The organism is Thermosporothrix hazakensis (assembly GCF_003253565.1).
Lineage (GTDB): Bacteria > Chloroflexota > Ktedonobacteria > Ktedonobacterales > Ktedonobacteraceae > Thermosporothrix > Thermosporothrix hazakensis.
In genome coordinates, this window is record NZ_QKUF01000023.1 from 20,131 (window position 1) to 37,414 (window position 17,284).

Sequence of the window (17,284 nt, forward strand, 5' to 3'; positions counted from 1 at the left end):
CTCTTGTTTATTGTACCGCTTCAGACGCCAATACCGATACATAGTGCAAGGCAGACAACCCAAAAAAGCCAGCCTCCTGTCAGAAGGCTGGCCGTTGGAATGCGAAGCGCTTTTAGCGAGCCGGGGGAGCGAAGACACCGAACTCGTTTCCATCAAGGTCGGCGAACTGAAGCCATTTTCCCCACGGCTCGTTAGAAAGCTCATGGGTAATGGTCACTCCTCGGCTCTTGAGCTCTTTGTACGTTGCTTCAATATCGTCTGTGTACAGGATGAAGCCTGTCATCCCTGTTCTGTCGGGGACGCTTTGACCACGCAGACCGAGGATGAGATGCGTTTGGGTTCCGGGTAGCGCGACTTCAAGCCAGCGCTCAGTTTCGCTCATCGGGGTATCGATGATCTTTTCAAAACCAAGCGTGTTAATGTAGAAGTCGAGTGCCTTATCCTGATCGTTGACGCCAACTGAAATGGCTCCAAATTTGGTGAACATGGCTTCTTTATCCTTTCCATTGCTCTATTGGTTTCAGTATAGCGTCTCAATCAGTCGGCGGCTTCTTTGATCTTGCTCAATATCAGGCAAGCAGGCCTTTAGAAGATTTTGTAGCCCCTCTCTTTTGCCCACTCTGTCGCCTGAGTATAGGCGCGTTTTTCTGAGGAGTCGATGGCGCGATAGAGTGGCTCTTTGTGCAAATAATCAAGGATGGTTAGAAGGTCCATTCCCTGATCAAAATAGTAGTCGAGGTCGATGGTATCGACGCGGTAGACCGAGTAGATCGCCTGCTTGACGGCGTCTTTGCGGTGTAGCGGTGGGATCTCGTATCCCTCATGGACGATGACAACCGTAATATCAAGCTGATTCAATGACATCTCCTCTCCCTCCTGTCAGGTTGTGCACTGCCTTCTAAGAGATTGTGGCAGGATACAGCGATTTTTATGTATTGAATCCGGTACCGCTTTCCTTTTATCTAACGCATATCTTGCTCATTTGTCAAGTGACAAAAGGTAGATATAGTAGAATGATAGAAGATGCTGTGAACCGATGTGAAGGAGATGTTGAGCAATATTGGATAAGCGTATTCAGTTTTATCATATTTGCCTCTCCATAGAGAGTTGAAATGTTATTCCGTATCTCTTCTGCAAGGCAAGTACATGAAGATGAAAATCGGTAGGGAGAAAGTAGTGCATATATGGTGCATCACCACAATCAAGAAGATACAAGGTCGTTGCTGGCATTCTTTGTTCTTGTCTTCGCGCTGGCTCTTCCATTCTGGCTGCCTGGCGTTTTCGTGGATCACCTGCCACTGCCGTTCCCTCTCCCGGCCAGCGCCCTTCAAGCCGTGTGCCCGATGCTGGCGACGCTGCTGTCCCGAGAGAAGCGGACCGGAAGCATAAAGCGGCTGTTTGTGTGGGGGTTCGATGCGAAAATCATCACGCGCCCGATCTGGTATGTGCCTGTTCTGCTCTTCAATCCGTGTCTCATGGCGCTTGCATATGGGGTGATGCTCCTTCTGGGAAGGTCGTTGCCCGCTCCATCTCTCCCCGTTTTGCTGGTTCTGCCTTTCTTTGGCTCTTCTTGCTTACGGCACTCTGCGAGGAGGTCGGTTAGATGGGGTATGCTGCGCCCCGCCTGCAAGCGAGGTGGAGCGCGTTGACATCTGCCCTGATCCTGGGCGCTTTTTCACCTTGTTCCCTGGCTTTCAATCCATCCGCCTGTCTGGATTGTGGGTCAGTGTCTCTCCGCGATCGGGCTGCGCATTGTGATGTTCTGGATCTCGAACAATACCAGGATTGCCGTGATACTCTTTCATTGCATGATCAACGTCAGCGAGTTCTTCTTTCCTGTGTATGGTTCGCATTACGATCCAGTGTTGAGTGGAAGCATCACAATGGTGCTTCTGTCACCCTTGCTCTGGGGGCCGAAGACGCTTGCCGGTTTTGCGCCCCTGCGACGTGCTACAGGGCGATAATTTCCCGCTTGTCGAGAAAGAGCTGACCGCCACAATAGATGTTTCGGCGGCGAAACGGTTCGGGCGTTGTTTCTTCAAGCCACTGCTGAATCTCGGGGTCGAGATAGTGAACATCGTACCACGGCGTATCCAGTGCCTGTGCTTCTGGACTCTCAAAGACCCAACGAGGGCAGGGTAGCGCGTAGAGCTGGCAGAGGTATTCAACGGTTGCTGCCAGAAAACAGGCCCAACGGCGCTCTATAAGTGTCGGATGAGCCCGGAAGCGTGGCCTTTCCGCGATCAGGTCCCGTTGCCTGTCAGTGGCATAGAGAAACCAATCATTCAAGAAATTACCCAGCGCAACCCACGGCTCCTCACCAGCACAGATGTCCTCATAGACACGCGCTATTGTCTGTAAGGGCTCTCCTAACCGCATCGGCATGGACACACTCCTTTCTCATCATGCTGACCCATCATTCTCGAAAGTAGGAACGCAACAGGAGCGGTAAGCGGCGTTGTTGCTGTTCTCCCTGAGAGATATACCGATCAAGAAGCGCCTGCGCTGAAGCATAATCCGTGATCCCGAGCAGCCGAAAGAGTGCGCTGATATCAGGCCGATCTTTCTGGCGATGCACCAGTAGCTTCTGAAGCAGCACATACTCGGGCTCGGGAAGGGAGACTTCAAGGACTCGATACTTTCGCCACGGCCGGCGCTTTTGGGGCAGATACCCGGAGGGTTGTAAGGCACCCAGACGAATGGTGTTGAACCAGAGTGGATGCAGATGCAGACGTTCAGCCACCATCTGGATCGCCTGATGAAGTGCAACGGCCAGGGGTATGCCGGTTGCCTGATCGCGCTCGCTTCCGATGAAAGGGTATACGTCAATATCATTCGTTGCTCGACGCGTATTCACGGTGATAGCAATATAAGCTCCACCAAGCAATAACACCGGCAAAGGAGTGATGATCCCTTGATCTACTAAAGCTTGATCTAACGCCTGTAGATACTGCTCTATCTCCTGTGCTCGCATCACGTTCCCCTTCCGTTCTCTTGTATTGTACTGTCAGTGCAAACTGTTTTTCAAGTATTTGTTTTGTCGAATAAGAGGCAAAACGCCGCGTACTGCGTAGAAGATGCGAGATACTTCAAGAGCCTGCAACCTGTTGCGTGCAATAAGCCTGCTCTGTGCATACATCTTGCACCTCTCGGACTGATAGAAGCGATGGACAGAGCGCTCAATGTTTGCCCTCTCCAGGAGCACCGTTCAGGGAGGGGGCGCTTATTGCCACCGGATAGAACACCATCTGAGATGACATTGCATGACATCCCTTCATAATGAGTAGAGAAAGCTGCTAAGGTGGCTGATCAGATCGATCGCTCTTTCTTCAGCATACTGAAAAAGCGGGACAGAATGCAAATCCAGAAGCCGCTTGTCCCTGGCTGCCTGCTTATGGCGTTGGCAACATAGCGAAAGCGAAACTGTACTCAACCGCCTGGGAGTAACAAGACCCAGTGTGCTTTGTCCGTTTGCCTGAAAGCCTCCGAGTGATGCAAGGAGGTGTATTTTCCCCTGGCCGTCGAGGGTCTGCTTTGGATTCCCCCGGCTGTCGAGAAAAAAGCAAGTTCAAGTGAAGAGGAAAGCCCGTGAAAAGGCTCAGAGAGCGGCTTGAGTGATATACCGAGGGTCTGCTTTGGATTCCCCCGGCTGTCGAGAAAAAAGCAAGTACAAGCGAAGAGAAAAGCCCGTGAAAAGGCTCAGAGAGCGGCTTGAGTGATATACCGAGGGTCTGCTTTTGGTTGGTGGTCCCGGCAATGCAAAGGGGGTGTATTTTTACGATGGGCGGGCGAGGGTCTGCTTTTGGTGGTGGCAAGGAATGTATTTGCAGACCCCCTTTGTGTGTGTGTGCGTGGAAATGATGGGCTATCGTCTCCCGTTGCGTGTCGTGGTTATTGTTGTTCTATGCTTGTTGCTCGCCCGCCTTCACATGCGGTGCAGAGCCCTTTCAGCAGATAGAGATGAGGTCTTCCGATTGATTCGGAAAGCGTGGCCCGGTTGGTCTGCGGGATCGAGAACGAGTGTGGACCACCACAATAGATAGGCGTGTCCAGCGTTACGACAGGTGCTCCTTTGTCCAGTTCGGCTTCTTCCTCTGCCTGATCGGCAAGCAGCTTGTCCAGTGTGGCGCAGATCCAGCCCTGTTCCTCTTTGGAAATGGGCCCGATGAGATCCGCATATTGATGTGGCTGCATCTGAACGATAATCCCTCCTGGTGCTGTGATCTCGATCAGTGGGTCTTCGTCAAGGAGTGGGGCAACGAAGAGAATGCGTGCCGGGATATCATTGACCGACAGGCCGTTCTGATGCCGCTTTACCTCTACAACATTGCCATCGATGTCTTGTACAAGCATGGCCGTTTTCTCCTCTTTGAGCTTCATCTACTTCTTGCTGCAACCCGTTTGCTGTTCTGCAAACCTGTGTTACAATGACAACAGGCAACTTCTGCCTGTTACGGGGAAGCCCGCGTGCCGAGATGCACACCCTCACACGTCGGGCTTCCGCTGGTATCGCTCATGGAGAGCGGTCCCAGCCGGGTTGAAACCCGGTCTACTGGTTTGAACGAACGAATCACTTTTCTGTATCGCTGATGTTTCTGACTATCCATCTTTCCTTGCTTCGCTTGCTTTTCCTGCCCTGGTTGCGAGAGATCTTTCTGACATAATACATTTGCTCTACGAGCTGCTTCTTTTTGTACTATGCATTCCTTCCTTTTATGTCTATCTTCATCTGTAGAGAAAAGAGATCTGTTGTTTGCTGGAATGCTTTCTGTTGACAGGATCGCTGCCTGCTCTCTGGCTTTATAATGCAATGATGCGCTTTCCCCGGTGCAGGTAAGGGTGGAAGAGATACAGCATGCAAGAACAATGGATGTGTAGGGTGTCTTATGGCTGCTCGCGCCTGTTGCTTCCTGCACGAAGAGCGTGCTTCTTGAGATCGGCGGCGGTCGATAGCAAGCGACCCTGCTCGTGAGCGCTTTTCTGTGTGTGAAGAGGTCGGACAAAAGGGGATACGCTCTCGTTATGCGGAGAGAAAAGCTGTGCTCCATTCAACAAGAGCACAGCTTTCTCCGAGATGTTCTCTCTTTGGCTTTGCCAGGATGATTGCTATGTGATTCCTTATGCCTGTTGGTCTTTGGGGTGCTGGTTCACGTGGACGGTAGCGCTCCCTCCTCCCTGAACGACGGCATTGTAATTTCCGGTGATCTGCTGAACCATCTGAGCGCCCTGTGGCACCTGCTTGATATCCGCCAGAAGCTGGCGTGCGGCCGTCACAAGCTCTTCGTCCTGATCGGCATGGATCGCCTCCAGCTCTTCCTGTAGCGTTGCCTGGCGTCCCGTCGACTTCGGCTTCGCTTCAAGCGCCTCCAGCGCCTGGCTGACATCGCTCTTTTCGCCATGTTTCTTTTTGATGAGCGCTTTCAGGGCATTATATCCCTCATCAATCACCTTCTGGCCTATACCTGAAGCAAGCGCGGTCAGGGCCGCTACTAACGCCTGTGTAACGACATCCATCCTTTTTTCTCTCCTCTATAGAAGTAGAAATTGCATTCTCTTTCTATAGACGTAGTTCTCTCTTCTTTATGAAAGAGAGGGCCGGACTTTGGTAAGGGAGGAAGCGCTTGACCAAAAGTGATACGATAGTCTACGGTGCCTGAAGCAAGAAGCGACAGGCGCGCTTGTCACCATACATGGTGGGAAGCAGAAAAAGAAAAAAAGAGGTGGCATTGGTTCTATGAAACAGAACAAATATGATGATCCTGGATTTTTCCGGAATTATAGCCGAATGCCTCGCTCGGTGGGCGGGCTTGAGGCAGCGGGTGAATGGCCGGTTCTTCGCTCTCTTCTCCCCGATTTGCAAGGGAAAAACGTGCTCGATCTCGGGTGTGGCTTTGGCTGGCATTGTCGCTATGCACGAGAACAGCATGCGCGCCATGTAGTGGGGGTTGATATCTCCGAGAAGATGCTAGAGCGAGCCAGAGAGATGACCCACGATGACGCCATTGAGTATCGACGGGTAGCTATTGAGGATATTGATTTCCCGGCGAACTCCTTTGATGTGGTCTTGAGCTCGCTCGCATTTCACTATGTGCAGCACTTTGATAGTGTCTGCCAGAAAGTGTATCACTGTCTTATGCCAGGAGGCTCGTTTGTCCTCTCGGTTGAGCACCCGATTTTTACCGCGTTGCCAGCTCAGGACTGGTATTATGGGCCGAACGGTGAGCGTCTGCATTGGCCCGTCGACCGTTATCAGGATGAAGGACTGCGCCAGGCCCGCTTTTTAGAGAATGATGTGGTGAAATATCACCGCACGATTGCAACTTATATGAATACGCTGCTTGATGTGGGCTTTACGATTACCAGAGTTGCCGAGCCGGGGCCAACCAAAGAGATGCAGGAGGCACAGCCTGAAATGCGCGACGAAACGCGCCGCCCGATGTTCCTGTTGATCTCCGCTCGCAAGAACGAGAAGCAATAAAGCGACGCGCCTTCGCGGTTGCGTGAGGATGCCATGTCCGGGCTCAGACTGAGCTATGAAACACTTTCCTTTGTCTGAATGCTCAGCGCTGAGCCCTTTTTCAGAAGAAGAGAGCATCCCCTGAGAGCTAAAGTCCTCATGTCCCTCAGTTGCATAAAATCATGGGGAGAATGCAACCCCTTCCACAGGAAATCTTCCAGCTTGAAAAAAGAAGCTGCCTCTCTTTCGCACTGCGAGTTGGTTATGTAGCAAGAGGAAAAGAAATATCAAGAATAAATGCTGGCAGCCTGGCATGAGTATGGAAAGAAAAAGAAAAATCGTATATATATAGTAATAGAAGCATATCTTATTTGTGAGTAAGAGATAGAGTAGTCAAGCCTCGTATTCCAGGTACTTTTAACAGAGCAAACAGCTATGTTTGGATGGGATAAAAGCCTGTAGGGGAGAACACGAAGCGCTATTAGAAAGGGTGTGGAAGTCTGCCGGAGGCTACCACGCTCCGGTACAGGAGGAAAGTCATGCTACTGTGAAAGTCGGCCAGTCTCTAACATACGAGGTATCGGTGTAAGGAGACCTGTTCATGGACGAACAAGAAGCACGCATGGAACAGCGAATTACTGGCAATTTCAATGCAATTGTACAGGGAGGTGGGACCGCTCAGCTTTCGGTTTTGCAACACATGCCATCGTTACCGCCTGATCTGGAGCCGGATACAGCTATTTTGGAGTCTGCAAAGCAGTTGCTTGCAACTCTGCCCGTTGACGAGCTTCCGGAGCCTGCACCAGAACGCTTACCTGCCCGATCTCGTATGCCATTGCAGCGAAATATACTTTTCACAGGACGTGAACGCGAATTACAATCGCTTGCTCGCCATATTAAGGGAGAGCAAACTGTTGCGATAGGCTATCGAGGACCTGCTGCTGCTACAGGAATTGGCGGAATTGGTAAGACACAGCTCGCAACTGAGTTTGTCTATCGGTATGGGCCATATTTTGCAGGTGGTGTATTCTGGCTCGATTGTTCCAGACCTGAGAACATGTTCGCGGAAGTGCTTCAATGTCGTGGGGCGCTCCTGCCTGAAGTGGAGACACGTTGTGCAACGCTGCCGCCAGAAACACAGGTGCAATGGATTCGGCAAGCATGGCAAACTTCCCTGCCGCGTCTGTTGATCTTTGATAATTGTGAGGATGAGGAGATATTGCAACAATGGCAGCCGCGCGGTGGAGGATGCCATATTATTGTCACCAGTCGCAGACAGAAGTGGTCTCCAGAATGGGGAGTTAAGACTGTGCTTATCGAAGCGTTGCCACGGGCGGAAAGTATTTCACTATTGTGGAAATACCGATCCGACCTGTCCGCAGAAGAGGCCGGACAGATTGCTGAAGAATTAGGTGATCATCCTCTGGCTTTGAGCCTGGCAGGCAATTACTTGCGAATCTATCGAGATGTAGTATTTCCGAGTCAATATATCCAGCAGGTACGGCAACAGAAATTGCAGCATCGGTCCTTACAGGGAAGGGGCATTCATTATTCTCCAACTGAGCATGAACTTCATGTCGCCCGTACGTTTGCCATGAGCTATGAGCGGCTTGGAGAGGAAACATGTGATGCAGTGGCAAAAGAGATTCTGGCATGTGCGGCATGGTGCTTTGCCGGAGTACCAATTCCGACAACACTCTTGAAAGCGGCGGTCATTGATAACAAAGCAGTGGCGGATGAAGAGCAAGTATTGCTTGCTGAAGATGCTTTGAAGCGCTTGCTCGATCTGGGATTGCTGGAACAAATGAAAGAGAATACTGTGCGTATGCATCGACTGGTTGTCTATTTTGTACTGGCGAATATAGACGAAGATGGGCAATCAGGGAACGAGGGAAGAACAGCACGTGAGCAAATAGCACATAGTCTCTTTCAAGAAGTGGAGAGGATCAATGCGGGGGCATCTCCATTAAAGCTGGTACCCTTACAAGCTCACGCTATGAAGTTCATTCAAGATGCAAAAGACCGAAATGAAGAGGATAACTTTATCTCATGGAGTGTTTTGCTAGGTACCCATTGGTATCGTATGGGGGCATATCGTGATGCGGAAAAATTATATAGGGAGGCATTAGAAATTCAGGAGAGGGTACATGGGCGAGAGCATCCGTCAATCGCGAGAACCCTGAATAAATTGGGGTTGGTTTGTAAAGAACAGGGAATGTATACGGAGGCAGAGCAATACTACAAGGAAGCTCTCAGCATTCGAGAAAAGGTGTATGGAAGAACGCACCACACCGTGGCAACTATACTAAATAATCTTGGGTTGGTCTATAAATTACAGAGATTACAAGATGAAGCAGAAAAGCTCTACAAGGAAGCACTGGAGATTCGGAGAAATATATATGGAAGTATGCACTCTTCAGTAGCGAAAAGTATGCATAATTTAGGGCGGTTGTATAGAGAGCAAGGAAAATATACAGAGGCCGAAAGATTGTATAAGGAAGCTTTGGAGATAAAAAGGCAGCAATATGGGAAAGAGCATGCTTCGGTTGCGACGAGTCTGAACAATCTGGGATCAGTGTACAGAGACCAGGGTAAATATACGGAAGCTGAGGAAATATACAAGGAAGCACTGGAGATTCGAGCACGAATATACGGAAAAGAGCATCCCTCGATAGCAAGGAGTTTAAATAATCTAGGCCTGCTTTACAGGATGCAAGCAAGATATGAAGAGGCCGAGCAACAGCACAAGGAAGCACTAATGATTTGGGAGAAGGTGCATGGGAAAGAGCACCCTGATGTAGTGACAGGCCTTAATAATCTGGCAATAGTATATGATATGCAGGGGAGGGATACAGAGGCAGAAAACCTGTACAGGGAAGCAATCAGCTTGAGTGAGAAACTGATAGGTACAAACCATCCAGATACAATGCAAGTTGCTCTCAATTATACGACTTTTCTAGCAAAACGAGGTAGGGATGATGAGGCGAACACATTAAAGAAGCAATATAATTTGAGGCAAAATGATGAAAAGGACATTCAATAGATGCTGGTTTGTCTCTAGAATAGAAGGTTTGAGTGAGCATTACTCACTCAAACGAAATTAACTTAGTCCAGAAGTCTTTTATCACTGTTAGACTCTTCACTTTCATCAACATCATCATCGTCGTTGTCGTCGCCGTCATAATCAGAGAGGGTGAAGGAAATGGTATGTATGCGGCTCCATACGTGAAGGGCTTCATCGTGCCATTGTGTGCTTGCTTCAAAATGAGGCATAGGTTTCCCTCCTTTTTCGTGGCAGTGATCCATACTGCTGGTAACGCCTATCGGATCCGGCGCTAACCCATCGAGAGACGACGATCAACAAGCCTGACTTTTTGCGGTAGATAGATGTGTATCAATCTCAGGTGCAGAGAAGTCAACGGCATGGAAAGGAAATGCACTCAGCGCCAGTGCCAGAATCCTCACGACACCGAATATAGTGCTATGTGGTGATGTTTTCGTGCGCTTCCTCGCTTCCTTTCGTCTCATAACAAGTATACCATGCCTCAGGCGAGAAATACAGTATCCAGGCGATGTTATCCCTTGCTTGTATGCTTCTATGCGGATGTGTTTTCTGCTTCTCGATAGGTGTTTGTTGTACCGGGGCGCTTTATGAGGAGAAAAGAAGAAAGGCTTCCTTGAGAAGAGCTATTGGCATCTTCCCTCGGAAGCCTTTGCCTGCACTGATTTATAATGCTGGCTCATCATAAACGAGCTTCTGAAAATCCGGGTGGTTGCGGAGATCCCGCCAGGCGATATCGTGGCGGACCCAATCGCGAGGTTCTGTATCTGGTTCTTGAAACGCTTCTCGTAACAGCGAGAGGGCTTGTTCGTGGTTTCCTTGAAGCGCTTCAAGCCCACCCAGGCCGTAGAGAGCGCTTCCTTTCTCCTCCTGCTGAAGTTGTAACAGAGCAGCCCGTGCTTCGGAGAGCGCCTGTGCTGCTTCATCCGGCCCTTTGTATCGAACGAGCACTACCGCAATATTATACAGTATGCCAGCCTCACCGGGATCGTCTGCTAACGCTTGCGTATAATCAGCGAGCGCTTCTTCATATTTTCCTAGATAGCTGTGGATTAAGCCTCGTTCCTGATAGCAATTATATCCCAGAGCTATAGCTGCGTTCAGGTCATGAAGCGCTTTCTCATATTCCCCCATTTCTCTATAAAGAGTACCGCGCCAGAAGAGAGCACCTGCATGATTGGGCTCGAGGGAGAGGAAAAGGTTGAAGTCAGAGAGGGCGTTATCATATTGCTCGAGGTAGTAGAATGACAGGCCGCGCAAGAGGAGAGCACCTGTATCGTTGGGCTCAAGGGAGAGGAGGAGGTTGAAGTCAGAGAGAGCGTTATCATATTGCTGGAGGAAGTAGAAGGAAAGACCACGACCGAAGAGCAGTAGATTTTCTTCCGGCATGCTGGCAATGGCCTGAGTAAAGTAGTCGATTGCTTGCGCATAGTTGACCTCTCCATAGGCTCGTATTCCAAGACAGGCCGTAAGGCAGGCGTGTGCGTGCGAAGACAGTTCTTGCATTCGGGAGAGAGTATGAAGCATCTCGGAAGTATAATACGGCTGCTCCCCGGCCTCTTCCATGCTCTTGAGAAGAGAGTGTATCAGCTTGTGCTGTGTATGCGGTATGTGCTTCTCGAGCTCTTTCGGTTGGCAGCGTTGGAGTATTTCCTGCGCAAATGATTTTTGTTCATAGAGCGCAATGGCAAAGAGGTTCATGATATCAATCCAGTGATTTTCGGGATCGGCACAGTACCAATGATAGACATAGGAGAGGGTGAGCGTACGCCAGGTCTTGCTTCTCCATTGCCGTGGGTATTTTTCCCGTTGCTGCGCATAGTATTGGGCCAGACGAGTGTGTGTGTCCGCGAAAAGCTGTGGGCTGAGATGATGGATGTGCTCAAGCATCTTCGTTCGTATAATCGGGTGATAGCTCTTGCCTTCGGCTTTTTCCTGAACATATGGTTGCTCGATAACCTGATTGAACAGGTACTCTATCTTGTCAGCAGGCACCTCCGGATACAGCACCTGAAGGATGTCCTGATTGAAGGTCAGAGGGAAGGCGAGGGTGAGCAGCACGCGTCTGAATGAGTTATCGGTATCCCAACGAAGATAGCGGTCAATGAGATCTTTTACCGGAACCGCACTATCCTCATTCTCCAAGAGCGCTGTTGCCATCCAGCTCATCATGACAGGCAGACGCTCAGAAGCTTCCTTGATTTCAGCACGTCTTTGAGCATCAAAGATCTGGTAGCTGTTCAAGAACGCTTCAGCTTCCATATCTGTGAAGGCGTTGAGGTGGATCGTTTGTGTAATGCGGTGCAGGTAGTCCCACCGCGTGCCGGGAGCACTCCGACTGGCAATCATCAGTCTGACTCTTTGCGGCTTATACTCACGAAGCTTGAGGAGCCAGTCCTGTAGCTCTTTCCGCGTCTGCTCAAAGTTATCAAAGCAGAGCAGCACCCTTTTATGATGTTTGTCGAGCGTCTCCTTGAGATCCTCAAAGAAGAGGGGGCTCAGTATGCCCTCAGGATCCCGCATCAGTGCGACTTCGTCCTTATTGCCCAGTTTTTTGACCAGATATTCGAGCCAGAGCGAAGCCTGATCCTCTATTTTTCCTGTGGTAGATATTCCAGCCCTTTGCGCAGCATAGGAACGCCATCGCCGAGGGTAAATGAGACTTTCACGGCTCCACGCCCAAGCATCCCGATGATTCCTTGAGGAGCGCTCGGGTCGTTTTCAATCTCTTCTCGCTTCTGCTGATAGGTTTTGTAGCGCTTCTCAAACTTCTTGAGATGGATATTGTGCTCGGCAAGCTGGTGAGCGAAATGGCCGAGTAGCTCGGGAATCGTTTTCTGTTGCTCGTCGGAGGTCACAGCCAGAAAGCCGAACTCGTGAGCCATCTCACCATATCGCTTCATGAGCGTTGTCTTGCCGACGCCGCCCTGTCCACAGATGTAGAATATCAAGTAATTGGATGCATTGATGTGATAACGAAATGTCTCAAGCTCTTTTTCTCTTCCAATAAATCGCCGAGACTCCGCTTGCTTGATAATTGCGTTCCAGTCGTCAAGCACCATAATCTGTTCTCCTTTTCATCTTCTACTGGCATATACGATCCTCACAGCAGAAATTCAAAGCAATGCACAAAAAGGGCTATCACCTCTTCTCCGGAGAGAGCTGCCTTCCGAGGGGAACCGGGTTCGGTTGCCCCGGGGGATGAAGCGGCTTGCCAGCGCTTCTGGTAACCTTCTGTTGGCCTGCGGCGTTTCACCAATACGAACGGAGAAGCAAAGAGGATACGTCCTATGACTGAACAGAATAGAGAGAAAAAGAACAGCCAGCCAGAGATGTTCTTTGATAAGGAAGATCCGTCGCTGCTGATGCGCCCGGAGTTGCGGCAGGGAAGCCGTCCGGGGGATATGCGGGTGCGGATCGTGCTTCCTCATCAGCATGCGTTTCGGCGGTTGCACTATGGAGTGCTTGAAGCAACCGAGGAAACAGAGGAACCGCATAGCGCCTGGGGATGGCTAAAGCGGATATTCATTGGTCCGCCGCTCCCGACAGCCCGGGCCGCAACCGAGCGTTTGACGAAAGTAAAGGCGCTTGCCGTGCTCTCTTCCGACGCGATCTCGTCTGTGGCCTACGCGACTGAAGCAATGCTGGCATCCTTGATCGCGGCGGGCTCGGGCCATCTATGGGTGATGCTGCCGATCAGTTGTATTATCGTCGGCCTGCTGTGCGTTGTGGCGCTCTCCTACCGCCAGACAATTCCAGCCTATCCTTCAGGGGGAGGCTCGTATATAGTCGCGAGGGAGAATCTGGGCACAGTGCCCGGGCTTGTCGCTGCGGCCTCGTTGATGATTGACTATGTGCTGACAGTCGCGGTGAGCGTTTCGGCAGGAGTGCTCTCGCTTGCGACTCTGTTTCCTATCCTGTCATCGGCTTTTGATATCGTCAGTATCGATGTGACGCTGATTATCCTGATTACGATCATTAACCTGCGTGGGATCCGCCAATCCGGTTCCATCTTCGCCGCGCCGACCTACCTGTTTATCGGGAGCGCGTTGCTGATGATTGTGGTTGGCGTGGTCAAATCCTTTGTAATTGAACAGCGCCCCTTGATCGGGCCGTTTCCGTATGTTGCGGCGGTCGAACCACTATCGCTTTTTCTGATCCTGAAATCCTTCTCTGCTGGTTGTTCGGCAATGACCGGCGTAGAAGCGATCTCGAACGGTATCCCGGCCTTTAAGAAACCCGAAACGCGCAACGCGTCGATTACGCTGACCTGGATGGCGATCATTCTGGGCGGGCTTTTCCTCGGGATTACAGCGCTCACGATGGCTTATCGGATCGAAGTCAGCCCGACAGGCAACCCGACCGTTATCGGTCAAATTGCACAGCGGGTGTTCAATGGCCCTCTCTTCTTTTTTTACCCGATTTTCCAGATCGCGACGCTGCTGATCCTGGCGCTGGCTGCCAACACCAGCTACTCTGATTTCCCGCGGCTGGCTTCCCTGCTGGCGCGAGACCTGTTCTTACCTCATCAGTTTGCCTTTCGTGGTGATCGTCTGGCCTTCTCGACCGGCATCGTGTTTCTGGCAACGGTTGCCTCGCTGCTCTTAATGGTGTTTGAGGGCGATACGACGTCCCTGATTAACCTCTATGCGGTCGGCGTCTTTATCTCGTTTACGCTCTCGCAAAGCGGGATGGTTCGTCACTGGTGGGTGCGGCGTCACAGTGATCGTCACTGGCTGCATCACATGCTGATGAATGGTCTCGGGGCCAGCGTGACGCTGCTGGTTGCGCTGGTGATCAGTGTGACGAAGTTTCTGGCAGGGGCCTGGATCGTCGTCGTCTGTATTCCGCTGTTTGTCTGGCTGTTTCTCAGCATTCGTCAGCATTACCTGCGTGTTCAGCGAGAACGCACCACAGAGATTCCGCTTCGGCCTAAGACGCTCAGTCATCGCTTTATTGTTCCTGTGATGGCGTTAGATGCGATCTCGCAATACTGTGTGTCATATGCTCGCTCGATCACGCCGCAGGTCACGGCGGTCCATGTGGCGTTTGACAGGAAGCGAGCCGCCGCCTTATCTGAGTGCTGGAACACGTGGCAGAGCTCGTTGAGCGAGGATGAGCGCGTTCCCCTGTCTCTGGTTGAACCAGCCTGCCATTCGTTTTCACGCTGTTTGCTTGCCTACCTGGAGCAACTGCAAGCGCAGTATCCCAACGATACGCTGACGGTCGTCTTGCACGAATCGGATGCTCTCTCTTTCCGAGAACGGCTGCATCATCATCTGGATATCCTGGCAGTGAAGGGAGCGCTCTATTCGAGCCCGGACATTGTGGTCACCGATATCATGCCACCTCAGCAGTGTGAGCCAGTACGCCCGGAGCAGTTTTCGCACCGTTTTATCGTGCCTGTCACGGGACTGGACCGGAGCACGCTGCAATGTCTGGCCTATGCTCGCTCGATCTGTTCACCGGTGACAGCGGTTCATGTCGGGGTTGAGGAGCAAGATATTGAGGAGATACGAGATAGCTGGCTCCAACTGCAACGCTACCTCTCGCAGGAGGAAGAAACGCGGCTGGTCGTGATCGAGTCCCCATATCGGTCGCTGGTGCATCCGCTGCTTGCCTACGTCGATACGTTGCGTGAACTCTATCCGACAGATACGTTTACTGTGATTCTACCAAAGTTTGTTGTAGAGCACTGGTGGGAATACCCGTTGCACAATCAGACCGCTTTTCGGATCAAAAAGGCGCTCCAGACGCGGCCTGGCATTGTTGTGACAACCATTCCTCGCTTTGTGCCACGAGATTGAAAACGGCTTCTCCGTAGCGCTTCTCTGGCAGCTTCACCGGATACATCGGCGAGGCTGCCTTTTTTCTCGAACGTGGAAACACGCCTTTCTCTCTGCGAAGCTGGCCGGTTGCCAGGCGTGAGAAAAGAGTGTATGCTTGTCATGTAGATGTCCCGCTTTCTTCCTCTTTTTCCTGAGTTTCTCTGTTCTGTTGTCTTTTTGTGATAGGGAGACATATGCAAGTATTATGTTCAATGAGAGCTTTTACCTGTACATCTGATCCGCTCAGTCATGAAGCTATTGTGCGCTATGGCCCCACATTGGATGCAGATGGGCTGGAAGTGATTTTCTATCCGCGCTGGTATCAGGATATACAGCGCGTCGCTCGTTTCCTGCGGTCCAGTGCGCTGGTGTTTCCGGTGCTTCACGCTGAAAAAAGTATCGGTGACTGTTTTGGATGCAGTGATACAGGCCAGATGGGAGTGCAGCGCTTTGAGCAGAATTGCCTCTTCGCGCAGTTGCTTGGTGTACGTACAGTGGTACTCCATTTATGGGGAATGCCGTTTTCCGATAGACAGTTAGAGCTGAATTTGCGGCTCCTTCCGCGTTGTCTCGATCTTGCTGAGCAGTATGGGCTTGTGCTGGCTATCGAGACGATTCCCTGCACCTATGCGGACCCACTGACCAATGTCAAGCGCGTGGTTGACCACGATCCTCGCGCTGCTCTGGCTACGGAGTTTCTGGCGTGACATCGTCAGCTCGATGCTGTTTTTAGCGCCTCATAGCTCTGGCGGACAAAGTTGGTATGCCATGTGCATCTGAAAGATTATGCCTGTCATCTGAAGGTGCGGCAGTATCTCCATCCAGGGGAGGGACAGATTGATTTTCGGCGCTTTGTGCAGCAATTGCGCGAGGCCGGATTTGATGGCGCTTTGAGCCTGGAAGCACGAGCCATCGATCAGCGGAACGAGGTTGAAGTTGCGCGGCTTCAACACAGTCTCCACTATATAAGGAGCTTGCTGAGGGATTAATGACCTCTGCCTGGATGCTTTTCTTTCTTCTCCTCGTAATAGGTAGGATTGTGGCATGAATATATACCTCAATCCTCTTTTTCTTGTCCTCTTTGGTTTTGTGTTGTTTCAAAATAATGTGTTATTCATTTTTTATAGTTTTTAATTTACTATTTTGCATTTAAAACAAGTTATATTGACTTTTGTAATATTTATGTTTATACTTACTAATGCTAGCAAAATTACTTTCAAGCATGGATGTATCCAGGACTCTATTTTGTGTTTTTTGCGCAGAAAACAGGGAGGTTATTTTTATGTTTCAAAAGCATATCCGCCCGCTGCTGGTGGCTTTGTTGGTTGCTTTTCTGGCACTTACGTTGACCTTTTCCTCTGTGCCGGGGGCCCATGCGGCATCGCTTCGTCCTCACCTGCCAGCTTGTTACAATGCGAGTACCTGTGATAACACCGATCCGAATAGCGTCCAGGGGCTCGATGGTGCTGCTTGCGGCAGTAATGCCTATACAGTGACAGAGAAGTATGGTGGTGGAAAGACGATTTCGCTGCGATTTAGCCGGAACTGTAAAACAAACTGGGCGCGCTTCACAAATAGCCTCTATATCCTGGGGTGGAGTCTGTGGGTTGAGCGAAGAAATGCGAATGGCTCTGTGACTCGCTCAAATGTATATAGTAGTTGGGGGACTACGGGTGGTTCCTGGAGTGACCAGCTCTATACCGATACACTTGCAGCGAGAGCCTGTGTCTCCTTAGCTGATGGAGATTGGTGTACTGACTGGGTCTAGGACCTCTCTCCTGCTCGGGAGAATTTTTCCGTGTGACAAGAGAGAAATGCTCTGGAACGACAAGAGGGTGAGAAGAATCATTCTTCTCACTCTCTCCTTTGAATAAGAAAAAGGGCATAATATTCTCCTAAGCTGCTATCTGCAAGAGACATATCTGCTACAATAAGGGA

Annotated in this window: 18 protein-coding genes; 8 read left to right on the forward strand and 10 right to left on the reverse strand. The window is 50.7% G+C overall.

What is annotated here, in order from left to right:
- Positions 1-112: 112 nt before the first annotated feature.
- Positions 113-487, reverse strand: coding sequence for a VOC family protein (locus EI42_RS23220; protein ID WP_111325034.1), 375 nt, complete (start codon positions 485-487; stop codon positions 113-115).
- Between the two features lie 98 nt (positions 488-585).
- Complete coding sequence (locus EI42_RS23225) at positions 586-864, reverse strand: hypothetical protein (RefSeq protein ID WP_111325035.1); 279 nt, start codon at positions 862-864, stop codon at positions 586-588.
- A gap of 320 nt (positions 865-1,184) precedes the next feature.
- Here EI42_RS23225 and EI42_RS23230 point away from each other — a divergent pair, with 320 nt between their 5' ends.
- Both EI42_RS23230 and EI42_RS23235 read left to right on the forward strand, forming a co-directional pair.
- Positions 1,185-1,649: a hypothetical protein gene (locus tag EI42_RS23230; protein ID WP_111325036.1), complete on the forward strand. Its 465-nt coding sequence runs from the start codon at positions 1,185-1,187 to the stop codon at positions 1,647-1,649.
- Positions 1,650-1,718: 69 nt separating this feature from the next.
- On the forward strand, positions 1,719-1,964 hold the full coding sequence (locus EI42_RS23235) for a hypothetical protein (protein ID WP_111325037.1): 246 nt from the start codon (positions 1,719-1,721) through the stop codon (positions 1,962-1,964).
- Here the strand turns inward: EI42_RS23235 and EI42_RS23240 are convergent.
- The 5 genes from EI42_RS23240 to EI42_RS23255 all read right to left on the reverse strand — a co-directional run bounded on the left by EI42_RS23240 (position 1,951) and on the right by EI42_RS23255 (position 5,514).
- A complete protein-coding gene (locus tag EI42_RS23240) occupies positions 1,951-2,385 on the reverse strand; it encodes a hypothetical protein (RefSeq protein WP_111325038.1) in 435 nt (144 codons plus the stop codon). The two genes, EI42_RS23235 and EI42_RS23240, sit on opposite strands and share 14 nt — an antisense overlap.
- A gap of 31 nt (positions 2,386-2,416) precedes the next feature.
- Positions 2,417-2,974, reverse strand: coding sequence for a hypothetical protein (locus EI42_RS23245; protein ID WP_111325039.1), 558 nt, complete (start codon positions 2,972-2,974; stop codon positions 2,417-2,419).
- A gap of 917 nt (positions 2,975-3,891) precedes the next feature.
- Complete coding sequence (locus EI42_RS23250; protein WP_137686305.1) at positions 3,892-4,353, reverse strand: hypothetical protein; 462 nt, start codon at positions 4,351-4,353, stop codon at positions 3,892-3,894.
- A 98-nt stretch (positions 4,354-4,451) separates the two neighbouring features.
- On the reverse strand, positions 4,452-4,607 hold the full coding sequence (locus EI42_RS32755) for a hypothetical protein (RefSeq protein ID WP_170142848.1): 156 nt from the start codon (positions 4,605-4,607) through the stop codon (positions 4,452-4,454).
- Between the two features lie 511 nt (positions 4,608-5,118).
- The gene (locus tag EI42_RS23255; protein ID WP_111325041.1) at positions 5,119-5,514 is read right to left on the reverse strand and encodes a hypothetical protein; all 396 of its coding nucleotides are present in this window, start codon (positions 5,512-5,514) and stop codon (positions 5,119-5,121) included.
- Between the two features lie 220 nt (positions 5,515-5,734).
- Here EI42_RS23255 and EI42_RS23260 point away from each other — a divergent pair, with 220 nt between their 5' ends.
- Both EI42_RS23260 and EI42_RS23265 read left to right on the forward strand, forming a co-directional pair.
- Entirely contained in the window at positions 5,735-6,478 is a 744-nt protein-coding gene (locus tag EI42_RS23260) for a class I SAM-dependent methyltransferase (protein WP_111325042.1), read from the forward strand.
- Between the two features lie 601 nt (positions 6,479-7,079).
- Positions 7,080-9,500 (forward strand): tetratricopeptide repeat protein, encoded by a 2,421-nt coding sequence (locus tag EI42_RS23265; protein ID WP_170142849.1) that lies wholly within the window; start codon positions 7,080-7,082, stop codon positions 9,498-9,500.
- 62 nt (positions 9,501-9,562) lie between these two features.
- Here the strand turns inward: EI42_RS23265 and EI42_RS32760 are convergent, their stop codons facing one another.
- From EI42_RS32760 to EI42_RS23275, 3 genes are all read right to left on the reverse strand, one after another.
- On the reverse strand, positions 9,563-9,730 hold the full coding sequence (locus EI42_RS32760) for a hypothetical protein (protein ID WP_170142850.1): 168 nt from the start codon (positions 9,728-9,730) through the stop codon (positions 9,563-9,565).
- Positions 9,731-10,184: 454 nt separating this feature from the next.
- On the reverse strand, positions 10,185-12,041 hold the full coding sequence (locus EI42_RS23270; RefSeq protein WP_111325044.1) for a tetratricopeptide repeat protein: 1,857 nt from the start codon (positions 12,039-12,041) through the stop codon (positions 10,185-10,187).
- 68 nt (positions 12,042-12,109) lie between these two features.
- A complete protein-coding gene (locus EI42_RS23275) occupies positions 12,110-12,580 on the reverse strand; it encodes a P-loop NTPase family protein (RefSeq protein ID WP_111325045.1) in 471 nt (156 codons plus the stop codon).
- A gap of 228 nt (positions 12,581-12,808) precedes the next feature.
- Between EI42_RS23275 and EI42_RS23280 the strand changes: the two genes are divergently transcribed.
- The 4 genes from EI42_RS23280 to EI42_RS23295 all read left to right on the forward strand — a co-directional run bounded on the left by EI42_RS23280 (position 12,809) and on the right by EI42_RS23295 (position 17,114).
- A complete protein-coding gene (locus EI42_RS23280) occupies positions 12,809-15,325 on the forward strand; it encodes an APC family permease (RefSeq protein ID WP_246046461.1) in 2,517 nt (838 codons plus the stop codon).
- Between the two features lie 215 nt (positions 15,326-15,540).
- Positions 15,541-16,053, forward strand: coding sequence for a sugar phosphate isomerase/epimerase family protein (locus EI42_RS23285; protein WP_137686306.1), 513 nt, complete (start codon positions 15,541-15,543; stop codon positions 16,051-16,053).
- Positions 16,054-16,116: 63 nt separating this feature from the next.
- On the forward strand, positions 16,117-16,335 hold the full coding sequence (locus EI42_RS32060; protein WP_137686307.1) for a sugar phosphate isomerase/epimerase family protein: 219 nt from the start codon (positions 16,117-16,119) through the stop codon (positions 16,333-16,335).
- Positions 16,336-16,628: 293 nt separating this feature from the next.
- Complete coding sequence (locus EI42_RS23295) at positions 16,629-17,114, forward strand: DUF2690 domain-containing protein (protein WP_170142851.1); 486 nt, start codon at positions 16,629-16,631, stop codon at positions 17,112-17,114.
- The last annotated feature ends 170 nt before the right edge of the window (positions 17,115-17,284 follow it).